This window comes from Pantoea sp. B623, assembly GCF_024814475.1.
Taxonomy (GTDB): Bacteria; Pseudomonadota; Gammaproteobacteria; order Enterobacterales; family Enterobacteriaceae; genus Pantoea; species Pantoea ananatis.
This window is the reverse complement of the sequence record NZ_JANUXM010000003.1, coordinates 64,546-84,429: the sequence shown is the minus strand read 5'-3', so window position 1 is coordinate 84,429 and position 19,884 is coordinate 64,546. Positions and strand designations below refer to the sequence as shown.

18 protein-coding genes and 1 pseudogene are annotated in these 19,884 nt (G+C 52.9%); 5 read left to right on the top strand and 14 right to left on the bottom strand.

Features of this window, described 5'->3' with window-relative positions:
- Positions 1 to 149: 149 nt before the first annotated feature.
- From NXS97_RS23270 to NXS97_RS01000, 3 genes and pseudogenes are all read right to left on the bottom strand, one after another.
- On the bottom strand, positions 150 to 431 hold the full coding sequence (locus tag NXS97_RS23270; protein ID WP_374189621.1) for a DUF4865 family protein: 282 nt from the start codon (positions 429 to 431) through the stop codon (positions 150 to 152).
- 10 nt (positions 432 to 441) lie between these two features.
- Positions 442 to 848: pseudogene (locus NXS97_RS01005) on the bottom strand (tautomerase family protein).
- Between the two features lie 9 nt (positions 849 to 857).
- A complete protein-coding gene (locus NXS97_RS01000; RefSeq protein ID WP_014333202.1) occupies positions 858 to 1,172 on the bottom strand; it encodes a carboxymuconolactone decarboxylase family protein in 315 nt (104 codons plus the stop codon).
- Positions 1,173 to 1,272: 100 nt separating this feature from the next.
- On the opposite strand from NXS97_RS01000, the gene NXS97_RS00995 reads away from it, so the two are divergent.
- Positions 1,273 to 2,151 (top strand): LysR substrate-binding domain-containing protein, encoded by an 879-nt coding sequence (locus NXS97_RS00995; protein ID WP_014604659.1) that lies wholly within the window; start codon positions 1,273 to 1,275, stop codon positions 2,149 to 2,151.
- 280 nt (positions 2,152 to 2,431) lie between these two features.
- On the opposite strand, the gene NXS97_RS00990 is transcribed toward NXS97_RS00995, so the two are convergent.
- Genes NXS97_RS00990 through NXS97_RS00970 form a run of 5 tightly spaced genes read right to left on the bottom strand, consistent with a single transcriptional unit; the run spans position 2,432 to position 7,495 of the window.
- A complete protein-coding gene (locus NXS97_RS00990; protein ID WP_104933842.1) occupies positions 2,432 to 3,340 on the bottom strand; it encodes a metallophosphoesterase in 909 nt (302 codons plus the stop codon).
- Positions 3,341 to 3,351: 11 nt separating this feature from the next.
- Complete coding sequence (locus tag NXS97_RS00985) at positions 3,352 to 4,170, bottom strand: carbohydrate ABC transporter permease (RefSeq protein WP_104933841.1); 819 nt, start codon at positions 4,168 to 4,170, stop codon at positions 3,352 to 3,354.
- Positions 4,167 to 5,084, bottom strand: coding sequence for a carbohydrate ABC transporter permease (locus tag NXS97_RS00980; protein ID WP_022622853.1), 918 nt, complete (start codon positions 5,082 to 5,084; stop codon positions 4,167 to 4,169). The genes NXS97_RS00985 and NXS97_RS00980 overlap by 4 nt, the downstream gene beginning before the upstream one ends.
- A gap of 4 nt (positions 5,085 to 5,088) precedes the next feature.
- Positions 5,089 to 6,366, bottom strand: a complete 1,278-nt coding sequence (locus NXS97_RS00975; RefSeq protein WP_029571375.1) for an ABC transporter substrate-binding protein — start codon at positions 6,364 to 6,366, stop codon at positions 5,089 to 5,091.
- Between the two features lie 25 nt (positions 6,367 to 6,391).
- Positions 6,392 to 7,495 carry an ABC transporter ATP-binding protein gene (locus NXS97_RS00970; RefSeq protein ID WP_105091975.1) on the bottom strand — a complete coding sequence of 368 codons (1,104 nt, stop codon included), beginning with the start codon at positions 7,493 to 7,495 and terminating at the stop codon, positions 6,392 to 6,394.
- Positions 7,496 to 7,996: 501 nt separating this feature from the next.
- Between NXS97_RS00970 and NXS97_RS00965 the strand changes: the two genes are divergently transcribed.
- Positions 7,997 to 8,584: a TetR/AcrR family transcriptional regulator gene (locus tag NXS97_RS00965; protein WP_014333211.1), complete on the top strand. Its 588-nt coding sequence runs from the start codon at positions 7,997 to 7,999 to the stop codon at positions 8,582 to 8,584.
- Positions 8,584 to 9,516, top strand: a complete 933-nt coding sequence (locus tag NXS97_RS00960) for a DMT family transporter (RefSeq protein ID WP_116220118.1) — start codon at positions 8,584 to 8,586, stop codon at positions 9,514 to 9,516. The genes NXS97_RS00965 and NXS97_RS00960 overlap by 1 nt, the downstream gene beginning before the upstream one ends.
- Positions 9,517 to 9,972: 456 nt before the next feature.
- On the opposite strand, the gene NXS97_RS00955 is transcribed toward NXS97_RS00960, so the two are convergent.
- A complete protein-coding gene (locus NXS97_RS00955; protein ID WP_019105917.1) occupies positions 9,973 to 11,637 on the bottom strand; it encodes a methyl-accepting chemotaxis protein in 1,665 nt (554 codons plus the stop codon).
- A 341-nt stretch (positions 11,638 to 11,978) separates the two neighbouring features.
- Between NXS97_RS00955 and NXS97_RS00950 the strand changes: the two genes are divergently transcribed.
- Complete coding sequence (locus NXS97_RS00950; RefSeq protein WP_116220120.1) at positions 11,979 to 12,536, top strand: GNAT family N-acetyltransferase; 558 nt, start codon at positions 11,979 to 11,981, stop codon at positions 12,534 to 12,536.
- Between the two features lie 194 nt (positions 12,537 to 12,730).
- Here the strand turns inward: NXS97_RS00950 and NXS97_RS00945 are convergent, their stop codons facing one another.
- Entirely contained in the window at positions 12,731 to 13,363 is a 633-nt protein-coding gene (locus NXS97_RS00945) for a LysE family translocator (protein WP_013027933.1), read from the bottom strand.
- A gap of 317 nt (positions 13,364 to 13,680) precedes the next feature.
- Here NXS97_RS00945 and NXS97_RS00940 point away from each other — a divergent pair, with 317 nt between their 5' ends.
- Positions 13,681 to 14,421 carry a nitroreductase family protein gene (locus NXS97_RS00940; protein WP_029569646.1) on the top strand — a complete coding sequence of 247 codons (741 nt, stop codon included), beginning with the start codon at positions 13,681 to 13,683 and terminating at the stop codon, positions 14,419 to 14,421.
- A 60-nt stretch (positions 14,422 to 14,481) separates the two neighbouring features.
- Here the strand turns inward: NXS97_RS00940 and NXS97_RS00935 are convergent, their stop codons facing one another.
- The 4 genes from NXS97_RS00935 to NXS97_RS00920 all read right to left on the bottom strand — a co-directional run bounded on the left by NXS97_RS00935 (position 14,482) and on the right by NXS97_RS00920 (position 19,772).
- Positions 14,482 to 16,023, bottom strand: coding sequence for a sensor domain-containing diguanylate cyclase (locus NXS97_RS00935; protein WP_181901438.1), 1,542 nt, complete (start codon positions 16,021 to 16,023; stop codon positions 14,482 to 14,484).
- A gap of 265 nt (positions 16,024 to 16,288) precedes the next feature.
- The gene (locus NXS97_RS00930; RefSeq protein ID WP_116220122.1) at positions 16,289 to 17,647 is read right to left on the bottom strand and encodes a cytochrome c; all 1,359 of its coding nucleotides are present in this window, start codon (positions 17,645 to 17,647) and stop codon (positions 16,289 to 16,291) included.
- Positions 17,640 to 19,244, bottom strand: coding sequence for a GMC family oxidoreductase (locus NXS97_RS00925; RefSeq protein WP_116220123.1), 1,605 nt, complete (start codon positions 19,242 to 19,244; stop codon positions 17,640 to 17,642). The genes NXS97_RS00930 and NXS97_RS00925 overlap by 8 nt, the downstream gene beginning before the upstream one ends.
- A 24-nt stretch (positions 19,245 to 19,268) precedes the next feature.
- Entirely contained in the window at positions 19,269 to 19,772 is a 504-nt protein-coding gene (locus tag NXS97_RS00920; protein ID WP_014604669.1) for a sugar dehydrogenase complex small subunit, read from the bottom strand.
- Between the last annotated feature and the right edge of the window lie 112 nt (positions 19,773 to 19,884).

The following is a 19,884-nucleotide window of genomic DNA, read 5'->3' as shown; positions in this document are numbered from 1 at the left end:
TCCAGAGCCGATACGCGTGCTAACGCCCCGGCTTGTTTTGGGGGCTGTGTTAACCCGGCGAGATCGGCGTAAGCAGGAACGGTGCTGACGTCCAGGGAAGCAAAACCGGCTTGAACCATCTCTGGCGACAGCCTGGCCGATAAGACCGGTTAGGTATGCACCTGCGGCCAGCCAAAATCCTCAGTAAGCTTTTTAAAACCTGCCCCAGACAAAAAACAGTGCATGCTCTCTGCGTCCTGCCAAAGATAAAAGGGCGCATACACATTTTCATCCGTGTTTGTGGGACCTTTGGCTTTGCACGCATAAAGCCAGGCTTTGAATATGAGACCAGGAAATCCCGCCATCTTATATCCGTTGTCATCAATCCGGCGTTGAATAATCGTCATGTCGTAATCGGCGGGAAGAACAAAACGGTATTGCATAGCAAGCATGGTTTTCTCCTTAAAGTTGGGGAATATCCGCCAGGTCAAACATCTTCCCATGACTAAAAGACCAGTCTTCTGGCTGAGTGAAATGAAGAACGATCATGACATCATGAGGTTTTATACCCATCGATTTTTCAAGACGCCGGGTGAGATCCTGATAAAGGCCTGTTTCTGCTGCGTATTACGCGTTTTACCTGCGGTAATGGTAAACAGAAGAAAGTCATTGCTGCGGCCCGCCTCAGCACCACAAAGATAATGCCGATCAAAAATCCGGCTGTGCGCGTCATAACAATCAAAAAACTGAAAGCAGTCTCCGCGCGGAACGGAAAATGAAGCTTCAAGCGATTGCTGTAACGCAGCAGAAATTTTCTCTCGCCACTGCTGAAAACGCGCTGTTGAGATGGCTATATGGCTTACAGGCATCGGTATCCCTCACTCAGGCAGTGTGTTTTTGAAGACGGTCAACGCGGAAACGGCGTTCGGCCAGCCGCAATAAAAGGCAAGATGCGTTATCACTTCGATAATTTCATCGTCGGAAATGCCATTTTGGCGAGCAAATTCCAGATGCCAGCCCAGCTGTTCATTTCGATACAGTGCAACGAGGGCGCTGACCGTAATCAGACTTCTGTCCCGCGGTGAAAGCCCGTCCCGCTGCCAGATATCGCCAAATAAGACCTCTTCACTGAGACGTGCCAGCTTGGGTGCTATTCCGGCCATATTTTCCCGACTCACCTTTATCGTGTTCATTTTTGTTTCTCCTTGAGGATGTGGTAGAAAGATAGGATGCTTTGACGATCTATAAAATCAGAAATATTGGGACCCTTAATCCCATAAAACGGGATGAAAAATGGCGAAAAGACCGGTTACGTTCGATGCTGAAACATTACGAACCTTTGTCACCGGTATTGAGTTGGGAAGTTTCGCTGCTGCTGCAGAGCGCCTGGGGCGTTCAACATCGGCAGTAAGCGCTCAGCTTAAAAAGCTTGAGCAGCAGGCAGGCGCAGCACTGGTGCAAAAGTCAGGACGACATCTGGTCCTTACTGCCCAGGGGGAAATGATGCTTGCCTATGCGCGCAGGCTGATGAGTCTCAACGACGAAGCTTACCAGGCAGTGAAATCGGTGGGCATCCGTGGCGAGGTTCGGCTGGGATTGCAGGAAGATTTTGGAGAATCACTTCTCCCCTCTCTTCTTGGGCAATTTTCACGTGCGCACCCCGACGTACAGGTCTCCGCGACCGTGACCCGCAACAAGCCTCTGCTGGATGCAATACGTCACAATGAACTTGATGTTGCCCTGAGCTGGCAGGGTGACGAGAGCACCGCCTACAGTGAGTCGCTCGGGTCATTACCACTCTGCTGGATTGGCGCAAAAGATTTCGATATCGGCGCATTTATCGATCGGAACCGACCTCTGCCGTTACTGGTTTTTGAAGCACCCTGTCTGATGCGTAGCGCGGCGACAGCGGCCCTGGACAGCATGAATATCCCCTGGCGCATTGCGTTTACCAGCAGAAGCCTGAGCGGGATATGGGCGGCCGCGGCGGCCGGGCTCGGAATGACGTTGCGAACACAAACGGGCATGCCGTCATCACTCGCGATATTTGACCAGCAAAAATTGCCAGATACTGGCGCGATTGGCGTTCGTCTGCATCAGTCTGAAAAAAACGTATCAGCCGCAGCAGCCTCGCTTTGCCAGATGATAAAAACGCACTTTCATGGCACATAAGCCAACTACCGCGCCTGAAGAAATCCAGCCAACAGACAGCATCAATCAATGACCGGACAGGCAGGTATTTCTGGCGGTTGAGGCTGAGCACAAGGCTGTCAGATTGTGGTCGTTTAAGCAACGCCCTGCTTTTTGTCCGGCCCGGCTTTGGCACCCCTCCTGCTTGCTGCGCTAATCTTGACGCGGGCACCTGAGTAAGGCCACTTACAGTATGATGTAACTAAAATCGTTACAGAAAATACTGTGCTCACACTTTTGTGACATCCATCGCCAATGCTGTTTACCCCCGGCTTATCTCTCCACCATAGCCTTGTACGCTGAGCGTATCACCGTCTGCTTCCACCCACGCGAAGGGCACAACTGAAGGGCCGTCGAGCATGCCCTTCATGATAAAAAAGTCGGTGTCCAGAATACGGGCATAGCCTCCGCGATGATCGTGTCCGGCAAAACAGGCGCGCACCCGGTAGCGGGTGAATAAATTCACCAGCGCGTCGGCGTTCATTAACATATGCGTATTCCCGGGAGCCAGCGGATAATGCCCGAATACCACGATGCTTTCTCCGCACTGCTGTGCCGCCTGTAACTGCTGCTCTATCCACACCAACTGTTGCGCACCCACGGCACCGTTCCAGGGCTGTGCGTGGGGCTGATGCTCATGTTGCAGCCGGGCCAGCAACGCTGCCGCCTGTTGGCGATCGGTGCCGTTGAGCGCATTGCAGTAAAGACTCATATCATTGCCATCGTAGACAATGAAGCGCCAGCCGTTAAAACGGAAAGCGTAATAGCTCTTGGGTAGGGGAACCTTCCCTTCAAGTCGTGTGGCAATCGTCTGCGCATCATGATTACCCAGCACCACGGCATGGGGATGCTTTAATTCTTGATATACCGGCAATACCGCAGCATAGCTGTACCAGTCGCGATCGACGAGATCGCCCAGGGTCACCACAAAATCGAGCGGCTGAGCGTTGAGCGCCGTGATGGCCTGGTGCAGTTTTTGTAGTCCGTTGCGATAGTAAAGATGGTTGTCAACATCCGGTTCGATATCCGCATATTGCGGGTCGGCGATCAAACCAAAACGAACAACGTTGTTCCGCGCAGGTAAGGGACGCAGCAACGGCGGTTGATACAGCGGTGCGACGTCCGCCAGCAGTTCGCGCTGCTGCAGACTAAGCGAGTGAGGCGTTAACATTGGCGTTCACCTTAACGTATACCGGCACGCATGAAAGACTGAATAAACTGACGCTGAAATATCAGAAAGAGCAGCAAAAGCGGCAGCGTTGTCATCAATGTTGCTGCACCAATAAGCGCCCACTGCACGCCCTGCTCTGGCGCGGAAAATAGCTGCAGCCCGACGGTTAGGGGCCGTACCTTAACCGAGTCGGTAATCACCAGCGGCCAGAGAAAATCATTCCAGTGAAAGCTGACAGAGACTAACGCAAAGGCGATATAAATCGGTCTGGCCAGCGGGATGTAGATCTTACGCAAGATATAAAACCGGCTGGCGCCTTCCACGATCGCCGCCTCTTCCAGCACTAAGGGGATGCTTTTAAACGTCTGGCGCAGCAGGAAGATGGCAAAGGCAGACGCAAAATACGGTAAGGCAATGCCGGTCAATGTATCGCGCAGGCCCAGTGCGCCAATGGTTTTATAGTTATTCAGGATCAGCACATCGGGGCTGATCATGAGCTGCAACAGGATAAGGGCAAACAACATGCCCGAATACTTCAGGCGAAAACGGACCAGTGCGTAAGCCGCCATCGTGGCCAACACCAGCTGGACTGTAACGATCATCATCACCAGCAAAATCGTATTCATGAAGTAACGGGCAAAGGGGGCAGCATGCCAGGCGTTAATAAAATTTTGCAGCGTCAGCGGCGCAAAAAGCCTGAAGCTGCCCTGCTCTGCCGCGGGATGCACCGTAACCCACAGCGCCACCAGGATAGGGAGCAGCCATAGCAGCGCCGCTAACCAGATAATCAGATTCAGGCCGAGGCGGCCAACAGAAAAGGAAGGCTTCATTGATAATGGGCTCGTTTATCCATCAACTTAAATTTAACTAGCGCAATCGCCGCCAAAATCAGCAGCAACACCACGGTCATGGCCGCGGCTGCCGGTAAATCCCAGTAACTGAATGCTGTGCGATAGATGTAAAACAGCAGCAGGCTACTGCTGTTGTCCGGGCCGCCGTTCGTCATCGCAATAACCTGATCGACGATGCGAAACGCATTCATGGATGCATTGATCAAGACAAATAACGTGGTCGGCATCAGCAATGGCCACTGGACGCGCCGGAAGAAATAGCCCTTTGATGCCCCTTCGATTTCCGCCGCTTCACGCAGGCGCGGATCAATCTGCTGCAGGGCAGCAAGATAGAAAATCATAAAGAAACCGGCCTCACGCCATACGGAGACCGCCATCAGGCACCACAGGGAGGTGCCCGGCTCGCCAAGCCAGTTAACCGGAGCAATGGAAAACAGCGACAGAAGTTTGTTCAGTAAGCCCAACTGTGGCGTGTAAAAAAACAGCCACAGGTTAGCAATCGCAATCATTGGCAGAAGGGAGGGAATAAAAAAAGCCGCACGTATCACGGCGTTAGCCGCCAGTCGTCGGTTAACGGCCAATGCCATGAGCAGAGCCAGCATCACCGCCAAAGGGATAGTGACCAGGGCATAGAGCAGATTGTTCCACAACGACCGGATAAACACATCGTCATCCAGCAGCGCAGCGTAGTTATCCAGCCCAACAAACTGGGCCGGATGACCGTTACGTGAGGCGCTGAACAGACTTTCCCACACCGTCGCCAGAGCAGGATAATGGGTAAACAGCAATAAAAAACCCAGTGCCGGTAAGATCAGCAAATAGCCGCACAGCTGTAATGATCCGACGCCTGAGCGTAAAGCAGGGGATGCTGTTGCAAGTGTGTTCATCGCCATCGTATTACTGGTAAGCCTTCAACAAACGATCGGCCTGCTTCTGGGCGGCTTCCAGTGCTTCTGCCGGTGTTTTCGTCTGGGTTATCGCGGCTTCAATGGCGTGGTTCAGCGCCTCCTGAATTTGCACGCTGTTATAGGTCGAGAGTTCTGGCTGGGCATAGTTAAGTTGCTCACGTGCCACCAGCGCCTGCGGAACCTGTTTCACATAGTCTTTCATGGCTGGCGTTTCCCAGGCGGCGGGTGAAGTCGCGACATAACCGGTAGCAATACTCCAGCGAGCAGCCTGTTCAGGGGCGGTGACCCAACGGATAAACGCCATGGCGGCTTTCTGCTGTGCCGGGGATGCATTTTTGAAGACATACAGATTACCGCCACCGGTCGGGCTTCCGCGCTGTGTCTTTTCAGGAAGCATCGCGACACCAAACGGGAACGTCGCATTTTTACGCACCACGCTCAGATTACCCGTGGTGGTCACCATCATCGCGGTTTTGCCACTCAAAAAATCTTGTGGCGTGGTGCCCCATGCCACGGCGCCTTTAGGTGAAACGCCCTCTTTCTGACCGAGATCGGTTAGCCACTGTAGCGTTTCAATGTTCCCGGGCGTATTAAAATACACGGCCGTGCCCTTGCCATTATCAAGATGCGCGCCGTTGGTCGCAGCAAACCCCTGAAACACCCAATAGCCATTTGGCGTAGTCGGGATTTCGATGCCCCACTGGCTGACGTTTTGCCCGTCTTTCACGACCAGCTTTTTGCCAAAGTCCACCACCTGCTGCCAGTTCGCAGGCGGCGTATCAGCATCCAGACCCGCTTTTTCAAACGCCTGCTTATTCCAGTACAGCACCACGGTCGAGCGCTGAAAAGGAACGCCCCAGACTTTTCCATTGATATGGCGTAAGAAAGCAGGATAGAAACTGTCGATCCATTTTTTACCCTCATCGTCTTTGGCCAGATCGCTGGCCGCGACAATCGCCCCCGCATCCATCAGTGAATAAGCTTCGATATCGCCAATAACGGCCATTTGTGGCGCATTACCGCCACGAAAAGCGGTCAATGCTTTGGTCACCGTCGTAGCGTAGTCACCGGTATAGACCGGCTGAATACTGACTTCGGGATGAATTTTTTCGAAATCGGCAACCAGTGCTTCAACGGTGTGGCTGATCGCGCCTCCCACTGCGATGGGATAATACATTTGCAGTTTTACCGGATCGGCAGCAAAAACTGACGCGCTGGTTGCGATAAGCAATGCAGGAAGCAGATGTGACAGACGAATAGCTGGCATGATTTTCCCTTAGGTAAAAAGATCGTTAAACCGCGTATTTTTTGGACGAAACAGACATCAGCTGTTCTGCATGCAAACAGCGTTTACCGCTATCGGTGGAAAACAGGTATTGCTTATCAGCAGGCCATTGCAGCCCCACCAGGCTTCCCTCACTAAACCGTTTCATTCCTGCTACCGTCACCGTTAATGTTTCGTGGCTGTGAGCAAGCTGACACATTAATAAGGTATCAGCCCCCATATATTCGTAACTCACCACGCTGGCCGTCAGCAACGCGCCGTCAGCGTTAATAAGCTGAATATCTTCAGCCCGAATGCCCAGACTGAGTGCGCCGGCGGTGAAACCTTCGACGACAGGCTCCCTGAGCGGACTCAGATAGTGGTTCGCGTTGTGGCAGGCGAGCGACAGGATGTTCATGGGCGGTGCGCCAATAAACTGTGCCGCGAACACGCTGGCAGGGTTGTTGTAGAGATTATCAGGTGTGTCGTGCTGCTCAATTCGTCCCGCGTTCAGCAAAATAATGCTGTCCGCCATGCTCATGGCTTCCGTCTGATCGTGAGTGACATAGATCATTGTCAGACCCAACTTCTTCTGTAAGGCACGGATCTCACGGCGCATGCTTTGGCGTAGCTTGGCATCAAGGTTAGAAAGGGGTTCATCCATCAGGCAGAGCGTATTGTTGGCGATAACGGCTCGCCCCAGTGCCACCCGCTGTTGTTGACCACCGGACAACTGGGATGGCAAGCGATCCAGCAACGCCTCCAGTTCCATCAACTTACTGACCCGACTCAGACGATCGGCAAACGTGAGCTTATCTTCACCGCGGGCTTTTAAGCCAAATAACAAATTTTCTTTAACGCTCAGGTGAGGAAAAAGCGCATAAGACTGAAACACCATGGAGAGCTTGCGTTGGGAGGGGGGCAAATGGGTGATATCCACATGATTGAAACTCACCGAACCCGTGTCAGCCGTCTCCAGGCCGGCAATAGTGCGCAGCAGCGTCGATTTACCACAGCCTGAAGGCCCCAACAGAGCAACGAACGTCCCTTCGGCGGCGTCAAAATGGATATTATCCAGTGCGATTTTCTCGCCCCAGCTCTTGGTGATGTGATGAAGCGCCAGATGGCTCATACATGCGCCGCTTTGCAAATAAGAATTGCAGTAAGCTAGCCGAGAAAAATGAACGATTTATGGCTGAAAAATGACAGAAAAAAGATGCACCCATTGATTAATCATGCGGGCTTATCCTTCCCTGCCTTACCAGGCCGCCGTCGCGACCGAGCTTTTCCTCTTGTTCCTGACAGCGAATGAACGCAGAAAGCAGCATCCTGACAACCTGTCGTGCCCATAAGTGACGTTGAACGTCTTGATTGACCAGCCGAGACTGCATGCGATTCTGCTGCACGACAGGGCCAGGGCTAACGTAATACGTTCGGCGGCACCCCGGATGCTATAAGAAATGACCAGACGCATGCAAAGCGCCAGAGACTCACACAACGTCTCGGAATCCTCGCTGCAGCCACAGAGAAAGGGCTGCAACGACTGTTCACTGCCGGAAACAGACACAGGTTGAATATTTCCGCTTAGTAGGTAGACTGGTATACATACATACCGCTAACAAAGGTTATCGTCATGCCAACTCAATCTGCCAGCGCAGAAACTGCTTATGATAAGTTGCTCAGTGCGGCGCGCGTGCTGTTTTACAACCACGGTATTAACGGGACAGGTATCGATGCCATCGTAAAGCGGGCCGGGGTCGCCAAAAAAAGCTTATATAACAACTTTGCCTCTAAAGATGAGCTGGTCGCGATTTATCTCAGGGTTCGTCACGAGGAATGGCTTGCCTTGTACAAAAATCGTCTGGACCTTGCCATGACGCCGAAAGAACGGGTACTGGCCGTATTCGCGGCTTATGAGGACCATGCTGAATTTGCCTATGAAAACGGGTTTCGCGGATGTGGCCTGCTGAACGCAGCGGCAGAGTTGCCCGCCAGCGCGCCGGGACGACAGGCCGTTCGTGAGCACAAGGAGGAAGTGGAGGCGATTCTGACCGCGCATCTGACAGATTTGATGATGGGAGATGCAGAAAGCGCGCGCAAGATGGCACGGCACTTCGCTTTTCTACTGGAAGGCAGCATTTCACGAGCCGGGCTGGAAGGTAACAGCGACTGCGTGAGTCAGGCCAGTATAATTGCTGAACAACTGATGGAGGCATACTGATGCCTGCATCCGGACACCAAACGGGTGGCGCAACGGCCGTCATTATCGCGGCTGTGCTCTGGGGAACGACCGGTACAGCCGCCACCTTTGCCCCGGCTTTAAGCCCGCTCGCCGTGGGCTCGGTGGCAATGGGTATCGGTGGACTGTTCCAGGGAATTATCGCTGCAACCCCGCTTATTCAACAGCGGCGACTGATTTTTCGACATTGGCCTTTTCTGCTGACGGGCGCCCTCGCAGTGGCGGTTTATCCGCTCGCTTTTTATGCGTCTATGCGCTATGCCGGGGTCACTGTCGGCACTGTCATTTCCATCGGCTCTGCCCCGCTACTGTCAGCCCTCATTGAGTACCGTCTTGAAGGCGTACGCCTCACAAAGCAGTGGGCAGGCGGTGCCGCTACAGGGCTTGCCGGCATGATCCTGCTTTGCCTTGCGGAAAGCGGTGGGCACAGTACTGGACAAGGTTCTGCAATGACGGGCATTACGCTGGGGCTGCTGGCTGGTTTTACCTATGCCCTTTATTCGTGGTCTGCGCGGCGGTTAATGCAGGGCGGCATAGCTCCACGCGCGGCAATGGGGGCGACCTTTGGAGCGGGCGGTATCCTGCTTGTCCCTGTCCTTCTGATGACCGGCGCACCGCTTCTGGAAACCTGGAATAATGCCGCCGTCGGGATATATATGGCGCTGGTTCCAATGTTTCTGGGATATCTCTGCTATGGCTACGGACTGGCGCGCATCCCGGCCAGCATGGCAACCACGATCACGCTGCTGGAGCCGGTCGTCGCCGCTCTGCTGGCCATTCTGCTTGTCGGGGAAAGGCTGCCGCTTTCAGGTTGGGCCGGTGTAGGACTCATTATTGCCTGCCTGGGTGTGATCACCTTTCCAGCGGGCAAGCGCGCCTCCCCTTCAGCCCAACGCCGGGCTGATAACCTTTAATCTGGGGGCAGGAAAAAGGAGGAAAAAGCGGCCTTCGATGCATCCTGGGCTCTCGACATACGCACGGGCGCTCTCATTAAGCTTGAGGAAAGCAAAACCCGCCTGGAGAATGATAACTGACTCCATCCCTGAACCTGAGCAGAGGTGTCCTGTGGCGCCTGTATCAACGATAACGTCCAGGATTTACAGGGCCCCAGGGTAATCTGCATAGTCAATCCGGGTACGATGAAGACAGGATCAGAGAAATCGAATGTTCTGCTGCCTGGCGTCTCCGAGGGTTCAGGCGGGACGATACCTTTCGCTTTTTGCTCATGGCTGACATTACCAACATCAGCAGCGATGTTTCAGCCCTCTCGGTCTGCCCTTATCAAATATAAAACGCCTGTTGCAGGGCATCAGGCGTTTAAAAGCTGCCAGATTTCGATCCTTATCAGAACCTTTTATGGCCTACTTTTATCAGAACTGCTCCCAGTTTTGATCCTGTCCGCCAACCACTGCGGTCTGCGGTTTCTTAAAAACCGGCGACGATACCGCTGCGGCGCGGTTTTGCTCCCGATTATTACTGGCTAACTGACCCGCAAGCGTAATCGTGAAGGCACCCACTAAATGACCCAGCGTGGAGGCCTGATCTATCAGAGAACGCGATGCTGCGGAGGCCTGCTCAACCAGTGCGGCGTTTTGCTGTGTCGCTCCATCCATCTGATTTACGGCCTGATGGACCTGGCTGATGCCTTGCGACTGTTCTCCGGCGGCTACGGATATTTCATCCACCAGATCAGTGACCTGCCGCACCGCATCATTCATGCGTGACATGTTAGAGCCTACCCCTTCCGCCTGCTCAGAACCGGCCTCGACAAAGCCCATTGATGACTCAATCAACTCCTTGATTTCACGAGCTGAAGAGGATGAGCGCTGTGCAAGATTACGAACCTCACCCGCCACGACCGCAAATCCCCGCCCCTGCTCACCAGCACGTGCAGCCTCAACGGCGGCATTCAGCGCCAGGATGTTGGTCTGGAAGGCAATCCCTTCAATGAGTGCAATGATGTCAGTGATTTTGGCTGAGCTTGCCCTGATGTCACTCATAGTGGACAGTAGTGTGCGGACACGACCAGCACTGTCTTCTGAGATATCCCGGGCGTTTTTCGCCAACTGACTGGCAAGACGCGTATTTTCAGCGGTCTGACGGACGGTTTCGCTAAGCTCGGACATACTCGCTGCTGTCTGCTCCAGGGAGGCCGCCTGCTCTTCCGTTCGGGAGGACAGGTCTTCATTACCCGCCGAAATCTGTGCAGAAGCAGAGCTTACCGACTGAGCAGAAGCTTCCACCTTAGACAGTGAATCTGAAACATTCTCAATCAGATGGTTGAAGGCCCTTGCCGTCAGGCCGATTTCATCATGACGTGACTCATCAACCCTGAGAGTCAGGTCGAGTTTTTCACTGGCCTCTTCCATGGTCTGACGCATGCCGTTCAACTGACGGCGTATAGACATGATGGTTTTGATCGTGAAAAAACCCAATACAAGGATGACGGCGCCAGAGCCGGCAATCAGTCCCCATAGAGTCGTATAGTAGATATGGGTATTGGTTTCATCCAGTTGAGTGCCGATATCAATATTTATCTGCAGTTGCTTACGGTAACTGCTTGTAAGCGTGCGAATGGCTTCACTCAGATTTTTACTGCTTTCATCTGAGTTCGCCGTCGATGATGACTGGGGAATCCTGTTGGTCTGCAGGAAAGGCAGCAGCCTGTCATGAATGTTTTTAATCATGACGAACGCCTCTTTGGTCAGCCGCAGATCTTCGTCGCTGGATATATCATTCTCAAGATAATGCTGATTGAGGGTATTAAGGCGCTCAACCGTTTTGTTCATTTCTGATTCAATTTGCCCCTGCCTGGCAGGGTCTTTTGCGCCCTGATAGTCGTATAGCTTAATGAGAAGTTCATTGTTCTCATCAATCAGTACGTTTAAGTCGATGATCGAAGGTATGGCGTTAATCTGAACATAGTGAAAGCGATACTGGAAGCCAGTAACGACCACGATGGAAATAATAACCATAGAAACGAGAGAAGCTGAGAGCAGAGAAAACGTAAGATAAAGTCGCTGTGAAATTGTCATAACTCACCCTGTGTGTATTTAAAAAATAAAAAACCAACGCTTAGTAAATCGTCGAAATCAACGAAAACTTGATTTTTTTAGAGAGAGGCTGGTGAGTTATGGAGATGAGTAGAGTGAGAATGTGCAGGGCCTGAACATAAACGTGAATATGGCGTAAAACCTACGGCTAACAAAGCCGCGAAAGGCTGCTAAAGTTTCGCTTTCTGCTGAATGTGGACATTGCGCAATAAGCTGGCTGTTTTTTGCCTGAATGGGCACGGCTCACCCTTTTCACTCTGTTAGGCTAATGCCGCTTTTCATCGCTTATGATAAAAAAGATAACCCGCACTAAGGAGATTTTTATGTATCTGGATGATATTCCTTCTTCTTTTCGGCAGCATGACATGCTTTATCTGACAGCGCCTGACCTGGGCCGTGCAGAAGAAATGCAACGAAAACTGAATGCGTTCAGCTCACTTCATCATGAGTTCTTACTCTGGTCTCCGGGTTTTCACTCTATTGATTCAGTTGAGAAAAACATGGCAGATGCCGCAGATAACTTCCTGAATGACAGAGACGAATATAAGTTTTTAATCATTGAACGCAAGTCAGATGAACTCTTAGGCTGCATAAGCTTGTTCATCCGCAATCAGGCTATCCCTTACGTCGAAATCGGCTACTGGCTTGCAACCAATGCACTGGGCAAAGGCATCATGCCCGAAGCGTGCAAACTGGCCACTAAAATAGCCTCCGATTTTTTGCACGCAAAGAGAATTGAAATTCGTGTCGCGGGACGTAATGTGCGGAGTCAGTCCGTTGCATTAAAATACGGTTTCAAACTGGAAGCCAGACTGGTTAACGAGCGCCTCGACAGCATGGGAATGACTGACGATACCTTGATCTACAGATATGGCGGTTGACTCTCCCCATCCTGTGAAGTCAGCCTTTCGCTGAGCGCGGCTCTAGACTGTTACGCATGTCCGCTTTATGCCGGGACGGGTCGTTACCCTCAAATCAACCCATCTGTGTCCTCTCACCCACGGTTTCCCTTTCCGACGAGCCACAGGAGAAAGAACGAATGATTAAGCGCGCCCAGGGTAAACAGTCAGGCTGCTTATTTGGTGAATGATGAGGAGATTAGTTTGATACCCAGTATGCCCAGGACCGCTGAGGAAACGCGATCAACTGACGTCTTGATACGTAAATATACCTGACGCGGTTTCTCGGCAGACAGCGCGACAGAAACGATGGAGTACCAGACAAAATCGATCAAAAAGCTCATCAGAGGGATGACGACATAAAACAGTAACGGGATATTTTTAGGCAAAAGGGCACTAAAAATAGAGGCAAAGATAATGGCTGTTTTGGGATTGCTCAGTTGTGTTAATAACCCATCTCTGAATGTTTTTAGCCATGTCTTGCTGTGCCCATTTTGTCCATTCAACGCGAGGTGTACAGGCTGAGATGCACCTTTGAAGATGTTAAAAGCCAGCCATAATAAGTAAAACCCGCCCGCCACCTTCATAACCACAAACAGTTCCGGCACCAAAAGTAGCAGCCTCTGTAGCCCAAGCATCGCGACCAGGGCAAAAATCGCAGCACCAACGCCAGTGCCTAAAGCGGTCACGATTCCGTGAAGACGAGAATGCACAACAGCATTTCTGGCAACATAGATAAAGCTTGGGCCGGGGCTTATCACCCCCATAATCAGAACGGCAGCAATGGCCATAAGGCTTGAAATCAACATCCTGGACCTCGGTAGGGAATAATCAGAGCGGCTATTCTAAAGGAAATGATCCGTTTTCACAGGGTGGATTGTGTTGTCTCCGGGATTCGAAAACGAAACAGGCCCGATGAAGCAGCCTCTTGCTCGTCACTATCGTTCATCGCTCACCACCCAGGCGCATCGGTTTAATACCTTTGCTGGTTACCCACGAACAGCCTGACTCACCTGTTAAATTTGTTATTAATCGGCAGCTTAAAGCCAGTGCGGTTAAAGAGGTGCCAGTCTGTATTTGCTATCCTTGGGAAACGAATTCTTGGGTTACCCTTTTTGGAGCAATAATGAGCGATATTATTAATCTGTTCACCAGCCATAAAAGTGAGCGCAGCTTTACCGATAAACCTGTTGACGATGCCATCCTTGATCGCATTATCAGCACCGCCTATCGCGCCCCTACCTCCGTTAACTCACAACAGGTTTCACTGGTGGTTACGCGGGATGCCGCTCAACGTCAGGCCATTTCAGAGATTGCCGGTGGACAGCCCTGGATTGCCAAAGCGCCCGTTTTTATCACCGTCGTTCTCGATATGCATAAATCCCGGGTCGCCATGGCGGCTGTGGGCAAAGAGCAGGTTGCTCAGGACAGCATTGAAAGTATTGTTTCTGGCGCGACTGACGTAGGCATTGCACTAGGCAGTATTATGGCCGCTGCGCGGGCGGAAGGTTTAGGCATCGTGCCCATCGGGGGAATTCGCCGCGATCCGGACGCGATGATCGAACTGCTTAATTTGCCGGAATATACTTTCCCTGTCGCGGGCGTCGTTATCGGTTACGTCGACCAGCCCGCTTTCCAGAAGCCGCGCCTGCCTCTGCAGACCTTCCGTCACGAAGAAAGCTATCACACCGAAGGTCTGGAACAGCAGATCGCCGCTTACAATGCCGAAATGGTTCAGCACTGGCAAGCCACCGGGCGAGCTGACGGCGAAAGCTGGAGCGACAGCGTGAGCGGATACTATCAGCACATCTATTTCCCAAAAGTCCTGCCTGCACTGCACAAACAGGGATTTGGTAGCGACAAATAACCGTCATTCGTCCGGGCAATGCCCGGGCGATGTCTTTCCCTCTGGCTCAACTCTCACAGGCTAACCCCTTGCCCCGTTTCGCCCCTCGTGTTTAGCACGATAGAGCGCTTCATCCGCCCGTTTAATTAATCGTTCCGCCCTTTCTGGCCCTTCCCCTGCCACCGTTGTTGCCACGCCGGCACTCAGCGTGACGCACCCGGTTTCCAGCCCTGTCGAGCTGTGCGGTATCGCTAACTTCCTGACGGCCTCAACCACGCTTGAGGCTATTTTTAACGCATCCGCGGCGCAGGTGTCGGCTAACACGATGGCAAATTCTTCTCCGCCATAGCGTGCGGCGATATCGATGCGGCGCTGGGCAAACGTCTTCAGTAAGCGTCCTACTTGTTGTAAACAGGCGTCACCCGCGACATGGCCGTAGGTATCGTTGTAGCGTTTGAAATAATCGATATCGAAAAGGATTAATGATACCGGCCCACCGCTACTGCGGCCGTGCAGCAGGCTTTTTATCAGAAAGTGGTCAAAGTACCGGCGGTTAGCCAGCCCGGTGAGCCCATCGCCGTTTGCCAGATTCTCCAGTGAATGATTCGCTTCGGTCAGTTCATCCCTGAGATGGGTTAATTCAATTTGATAGCGTAAGCTACGTTTGGCCTCATGCCGTATCAACATCCACAGCAGAATGATCGCCATCAGAAGCACCAGGCTTAATACTGCGCCCTGAACCCGGCTTTCGGCCCAGCTAATCAAAAGCCCCTCTTTGTCAAATCCTGCAGCGACAACCAAGGGGTATCGGCTTGAACTGGCGAAACCAAAAATGCGCGTTACGCCGTCAACCTTCGCTTTCCACTGGCCGCTGCCGCGTTCGGCATTGGCTAACAGCTGGTGAAAAAGCGGGCTGGAGGAGAGATTTTTACCGATGTAGCTGTTGGACAAAGGACGAGCATAGAGCACGGTGCTGTCTGCCAGCATCAGCGCCAGTAAGTCCTTGGGACCAATAACAAAATAATCGTAGTAGTGACGAAAGTAATCGATGCTCACCGTGGCAAGGAGTACACCACGGAATCCCTGGTAATTATCACTGACGCGCAGCGAAACAGGAATAACGTAGCGGCCCGAACTGCGGCTTCGTAATGCAGGCCCCACGTGCAGGCTGTTGCGTGGATTGTTGCGATGATAGCTGAAATACTCCCGGTCGGCGTTATTTCCTGAAAACGACTGCATTAACGAACTGGCGACCCATCGCCCCTGCGCATCGTAATAGAAAATACCCTCCAGCTGCGGCAGGCGGCTCTGTAACGTCCGCATGATGTCGTTGAGGGTTGAGACATCTCCGCCCGTCTCTGCCTGAGACTCGATTTCACGCTGGACTTCACGCAGCGACAGTTCCGTTTGCAAAAAGGTATCTTCGGCCTGACGGGCCTGAGACAAGGAAAGATCAATGGCGCGTTCTTCAGTGATACGAACCGTTCTTTGCCAGTCCTGGTAAAGCGTCCAGACATTGATCACAATAACGCCAATCGTCAATAAACTTCCCGCCAGGGTAATGCTTCTGAGCAGTGGTGAAAGGCGCATCATCGCCGCATCTTTTTTTCGACGTAATTCCATGCTGGTTAACCCTTCTCTCGCCACGGGATAATGCAACATATCAGAAACAACGTGTTATCAATAACCTCCTGACAGGCCATTTAAATCTGCTGTTTTCAGTTTAGATTAAGACAGGAACGCCAGCCTCACCTTGCGCCTGTTCAGAGTACAGGCAGCAGGCTCTGATAGCAGGCTGGCGGGGCCAGCCTCACCGGTCAGGCGTATTGGGAAAGGCGCAGATGTCGCGGCAGCGCTCCACGTCATCCATGACATGGAGAAGGAGAGGTTAACGTCGGCGGCGCCACCACCAAAACAGCAGCAGTCCGATCGCCAGCACAACTACAGCCAACCCTGCGCGGGCTATCGGTAAAAGCAGTGACGGCTCGCCGCCCTGACGCAGTGATTTCACCCGTTCCGGGGTAATGCGCACGGCACTGTTGCCTATATCCTGCATGACATAATTCGTGACGTCGGCAATTTGCGTATTATCCAGCGTATGGGCAAAACCAATCATGCCCTGACCGTTTGCGGGCCAGACACCTTCAAGCACGGCCATGGCAACGTTATCGGCCGTAGGCTTTTCCAGGATCGGATGTTTACTCAGGGCAGGTAAACCATTCAGGCCCTGTCCCTCAAGGTTATGGCAGGCGGCACAGTTGTTGCGGTATACGCGCTCGCCATCCGTTAAATCGGACAGCATGTCTGGCGTATCATCTCCGGTCACCGGCGTGAGTCCGCTAGCCGGTTCCTGAACATCTGAATCCGCGTCAGCCTCGCCTTCTTCCTGATCGGCGGCAGGCATCAGGTAGGTTGCTATGGCCGCCCGATCTTCCGGCGTCATACGCGAAAAACTCTTGTCTATCGCTTCAAGCATCGGCCCCGCCGCCGTCGCACCGTTATCGGCGTGACCGCTCGCCAGATAAGCTGCCAGCGATTCCCGTGACCACTGATCGTCACTCTGTAAGGTATTGGCGGTGATGTCAGGCGCAAACCACGTCCCTAAAGAGGCGCCCTGTAACGATTTGCTCTGCTGCTCAGCCATTAAAAAATTGCGCGGCGTATGGCAGGTGCTGCAGTGCGTCAGCCCTTCGACCAGGTAAGCCCCCCTATTCCATTCCGCGGACTGGCTGGGATCGGGCTTGAAGGGTTTTGTGTCCAGGAAGAGGAAATTCCACGCCGCCATACTAAAGCGAAGATTAAACGGAAACGGCAAATCGGTTTTTTCTGGCTGGCTATCGACCGCTTTCACACCATGCATAAAGTAAGCATAAAGCGCAGACACATCGCTATCACTCACTTTGGCATAGGCGGTGTAAGGCATAGCCGGATACAAATGACTGCCATCGGCACGAATGCCTCTGCGTAGCGCATCGGCAAACTGTTTTTCAGTGTAGTGACCAATACCGGCTGTTTTCGAGGGCGTGATATTGGTGCTAAAAATAATGCCTAAAGGGCTACCGATAGCATGGCCGCCGCTGAACGGCGCTTTGCCTTCCTCTGTGTGGCAGGCCGCACAATCCCCAGCCACAGCAAGATATTCCCCTCGTTTTATGAGGTCAGTCTGGCTTTCCGCCCACGCGCTACTCTGAGTTGCAGTCAGCATTAGCAGCGTGGCGGGCAGCAATCGGCTCAATCGCTTAACCATGCTGTGTCTCCTGCAAAATCTTATCAGCGGTACGCAGCGCAAGCGCCATGGCGGTGAGCGTGACATTACAGGTGCCGACCGTTGGCATTACACCGGTACCGACCATAAACAGGTTTTCATGATCGTGCGCCCGTCCCCAGACATCGGTTACGCTAGTTGCCGGATCGAGTCCCATCGACAACGTACCGATGATATGTTGACGGTTCGAAAATTTACCGCTTTTGCTGTGTCGAATATTGGTCGCACCCAGTTTTGCCGCTATCGCATCGTAGCACTCACGCGTTTTTTCCGTGCCCTTCTGCACATAGTCATCCACATCCCAGAACAGCGCAGGCGTGGGTAATCCTAATGCATCTTTATTGCTGCTCAGGGTCACGCGGTTATCGGGATTGGGGAGCTGTTCCAGCGCATTTTTAATGCTCAGTCGGCGGGCCGCACGAAAACGAACCTGCTCCTGGAGTTTTTTACCAAAGTACCCCTCTTCCAGCACTTCCTTCGTCACCGCCGCCACCTGTGATGCATTGGAGATATCCAGACGGAATGGCGCATGTTCGCGGCGGAATTCGCCGTCTCTGAACTGCCCTATTGAACAGGGACTGACAGGTCCGCGTCCGGGCCAAATCTCTTCATCCACGTCGAAGGTGACGCCAATGGCGGGATGGTCGCAGAGATTACGGCCAACATTGTCACGGGCATTGCCAATCCCGTGCGGAAATTTATCGCTAGTCGACATCAGTAAAAGCTTTGGCGTTTCAATCGCATTGGCCGCCAGAACAAATGTCTGCGCCGTAATGCGATGGCTGGTTTTATTCCAGTCATAATAGTGGGTGGCAACAATCCTGCCCTGCGCGTCATGCTCAAGCTTATACACGACCGCCTCGGTGATCACCTGAACGCCTGTGTCCTCAGCCTGCTGAGCGGCCAGACCGCCGTGATACTGAGCATCAATCGGACACACCGGCATACAGTTGTTGTTACCGCAGCAGGCCGGGCGACCATCGTAACTGCGACTGTTGCGTCCCGTGCTGTCGTCCAGCACGCTGAAGTCGGGTGCCAGTCTGGCCGTGACGCGTTGCTGAAGCCATGAAGCCGGCACGCGCGCCATCGGAAACGGTTTACTGCGTGGCGAGCCGTTATCAGGTGAACCGCCGACGCCGGCAATGACCTCAGCCTCATAGTAATAGGGCTCCAAATCCTGATAGCCGATCGGCCAGTCTTTGCCCACGCCATAAAGGGTATGCTGCTGAAAATCATTTGGTACAAAGCGCCACAGCTGAGCAGCCCAGTGCCAGCTGGTGCCGCCAAAAATACGGATGTACTGCGCATTAAACGCCTGCGGACCGAGCTGTTGCAGATAATCATTAGGCTCAGGCGTATAGCGTGGCTGAGGTGCCATGGGAGAAAAGGGATAAGGTGACATAAAGTCAGACTTAAAGGCGGAACTGCGAAAGCGCTCGACCAGTTCATCGCGCCCAATTTTCGGCCCGGACTCAAGTAATACAACGGATTTACCCGCTTTGGCCAGTCGGGTAGCCAGCAAAGCGCCATTTACGCCCGCGCCTATCACAACGACATCCGCCGACTCATTCTTCTTCATTGATGACATTACTCATAAAAAGGATCACGGTTGACTCGCCCAGCTGCCGCAGACGCCATAGGAGAAGCTCGGCGGTACCAGTTTGTCATTCACAATTTGATTCGCGAGCGTGTTTATGTAGGTGATGTAGCGTGCATTTTTGCCTTTGCCCACAACCCCGGTGTACCAGCCGCTCAGGATAGTGCCCGCCAGCTTCGCGCTACCTGCGTCACTCTCAGCAAACGGCAGGCGTTCCTGTTGCAACAGATCGGGCTGATGGGTCAGCAGGTTACTCAAACGCAAAAGCGCAGAGGAGAAATTCTTTTGGGTCTGACTCAACGTGTCATACAGCGCAGCACCCACGGTTTCGTTAAGTTCATCCTGCTGGGTAAGCTGCTGAGAAACCTGCATAAAGATATCCAGCTCATCTGTCTGGGCATCGGGCTGGGCGGCGTTGAGGCGAGCAAGAGGGAGCAGATGTCCGGCAGCGCTGGTTACAGCAACCAGACCGACCATCTTCAGCACGCGTCGGCGTGAATAATGATTCATCATATCTTCCAGTAAAAGCCACCTGTCGCTGGCAGCAAATCAGCCTGCGTAATACGGATTGTTATGCTGGCAGCGCGCATAATATTTGGGCCAGGATTCACAGCCATTCCCT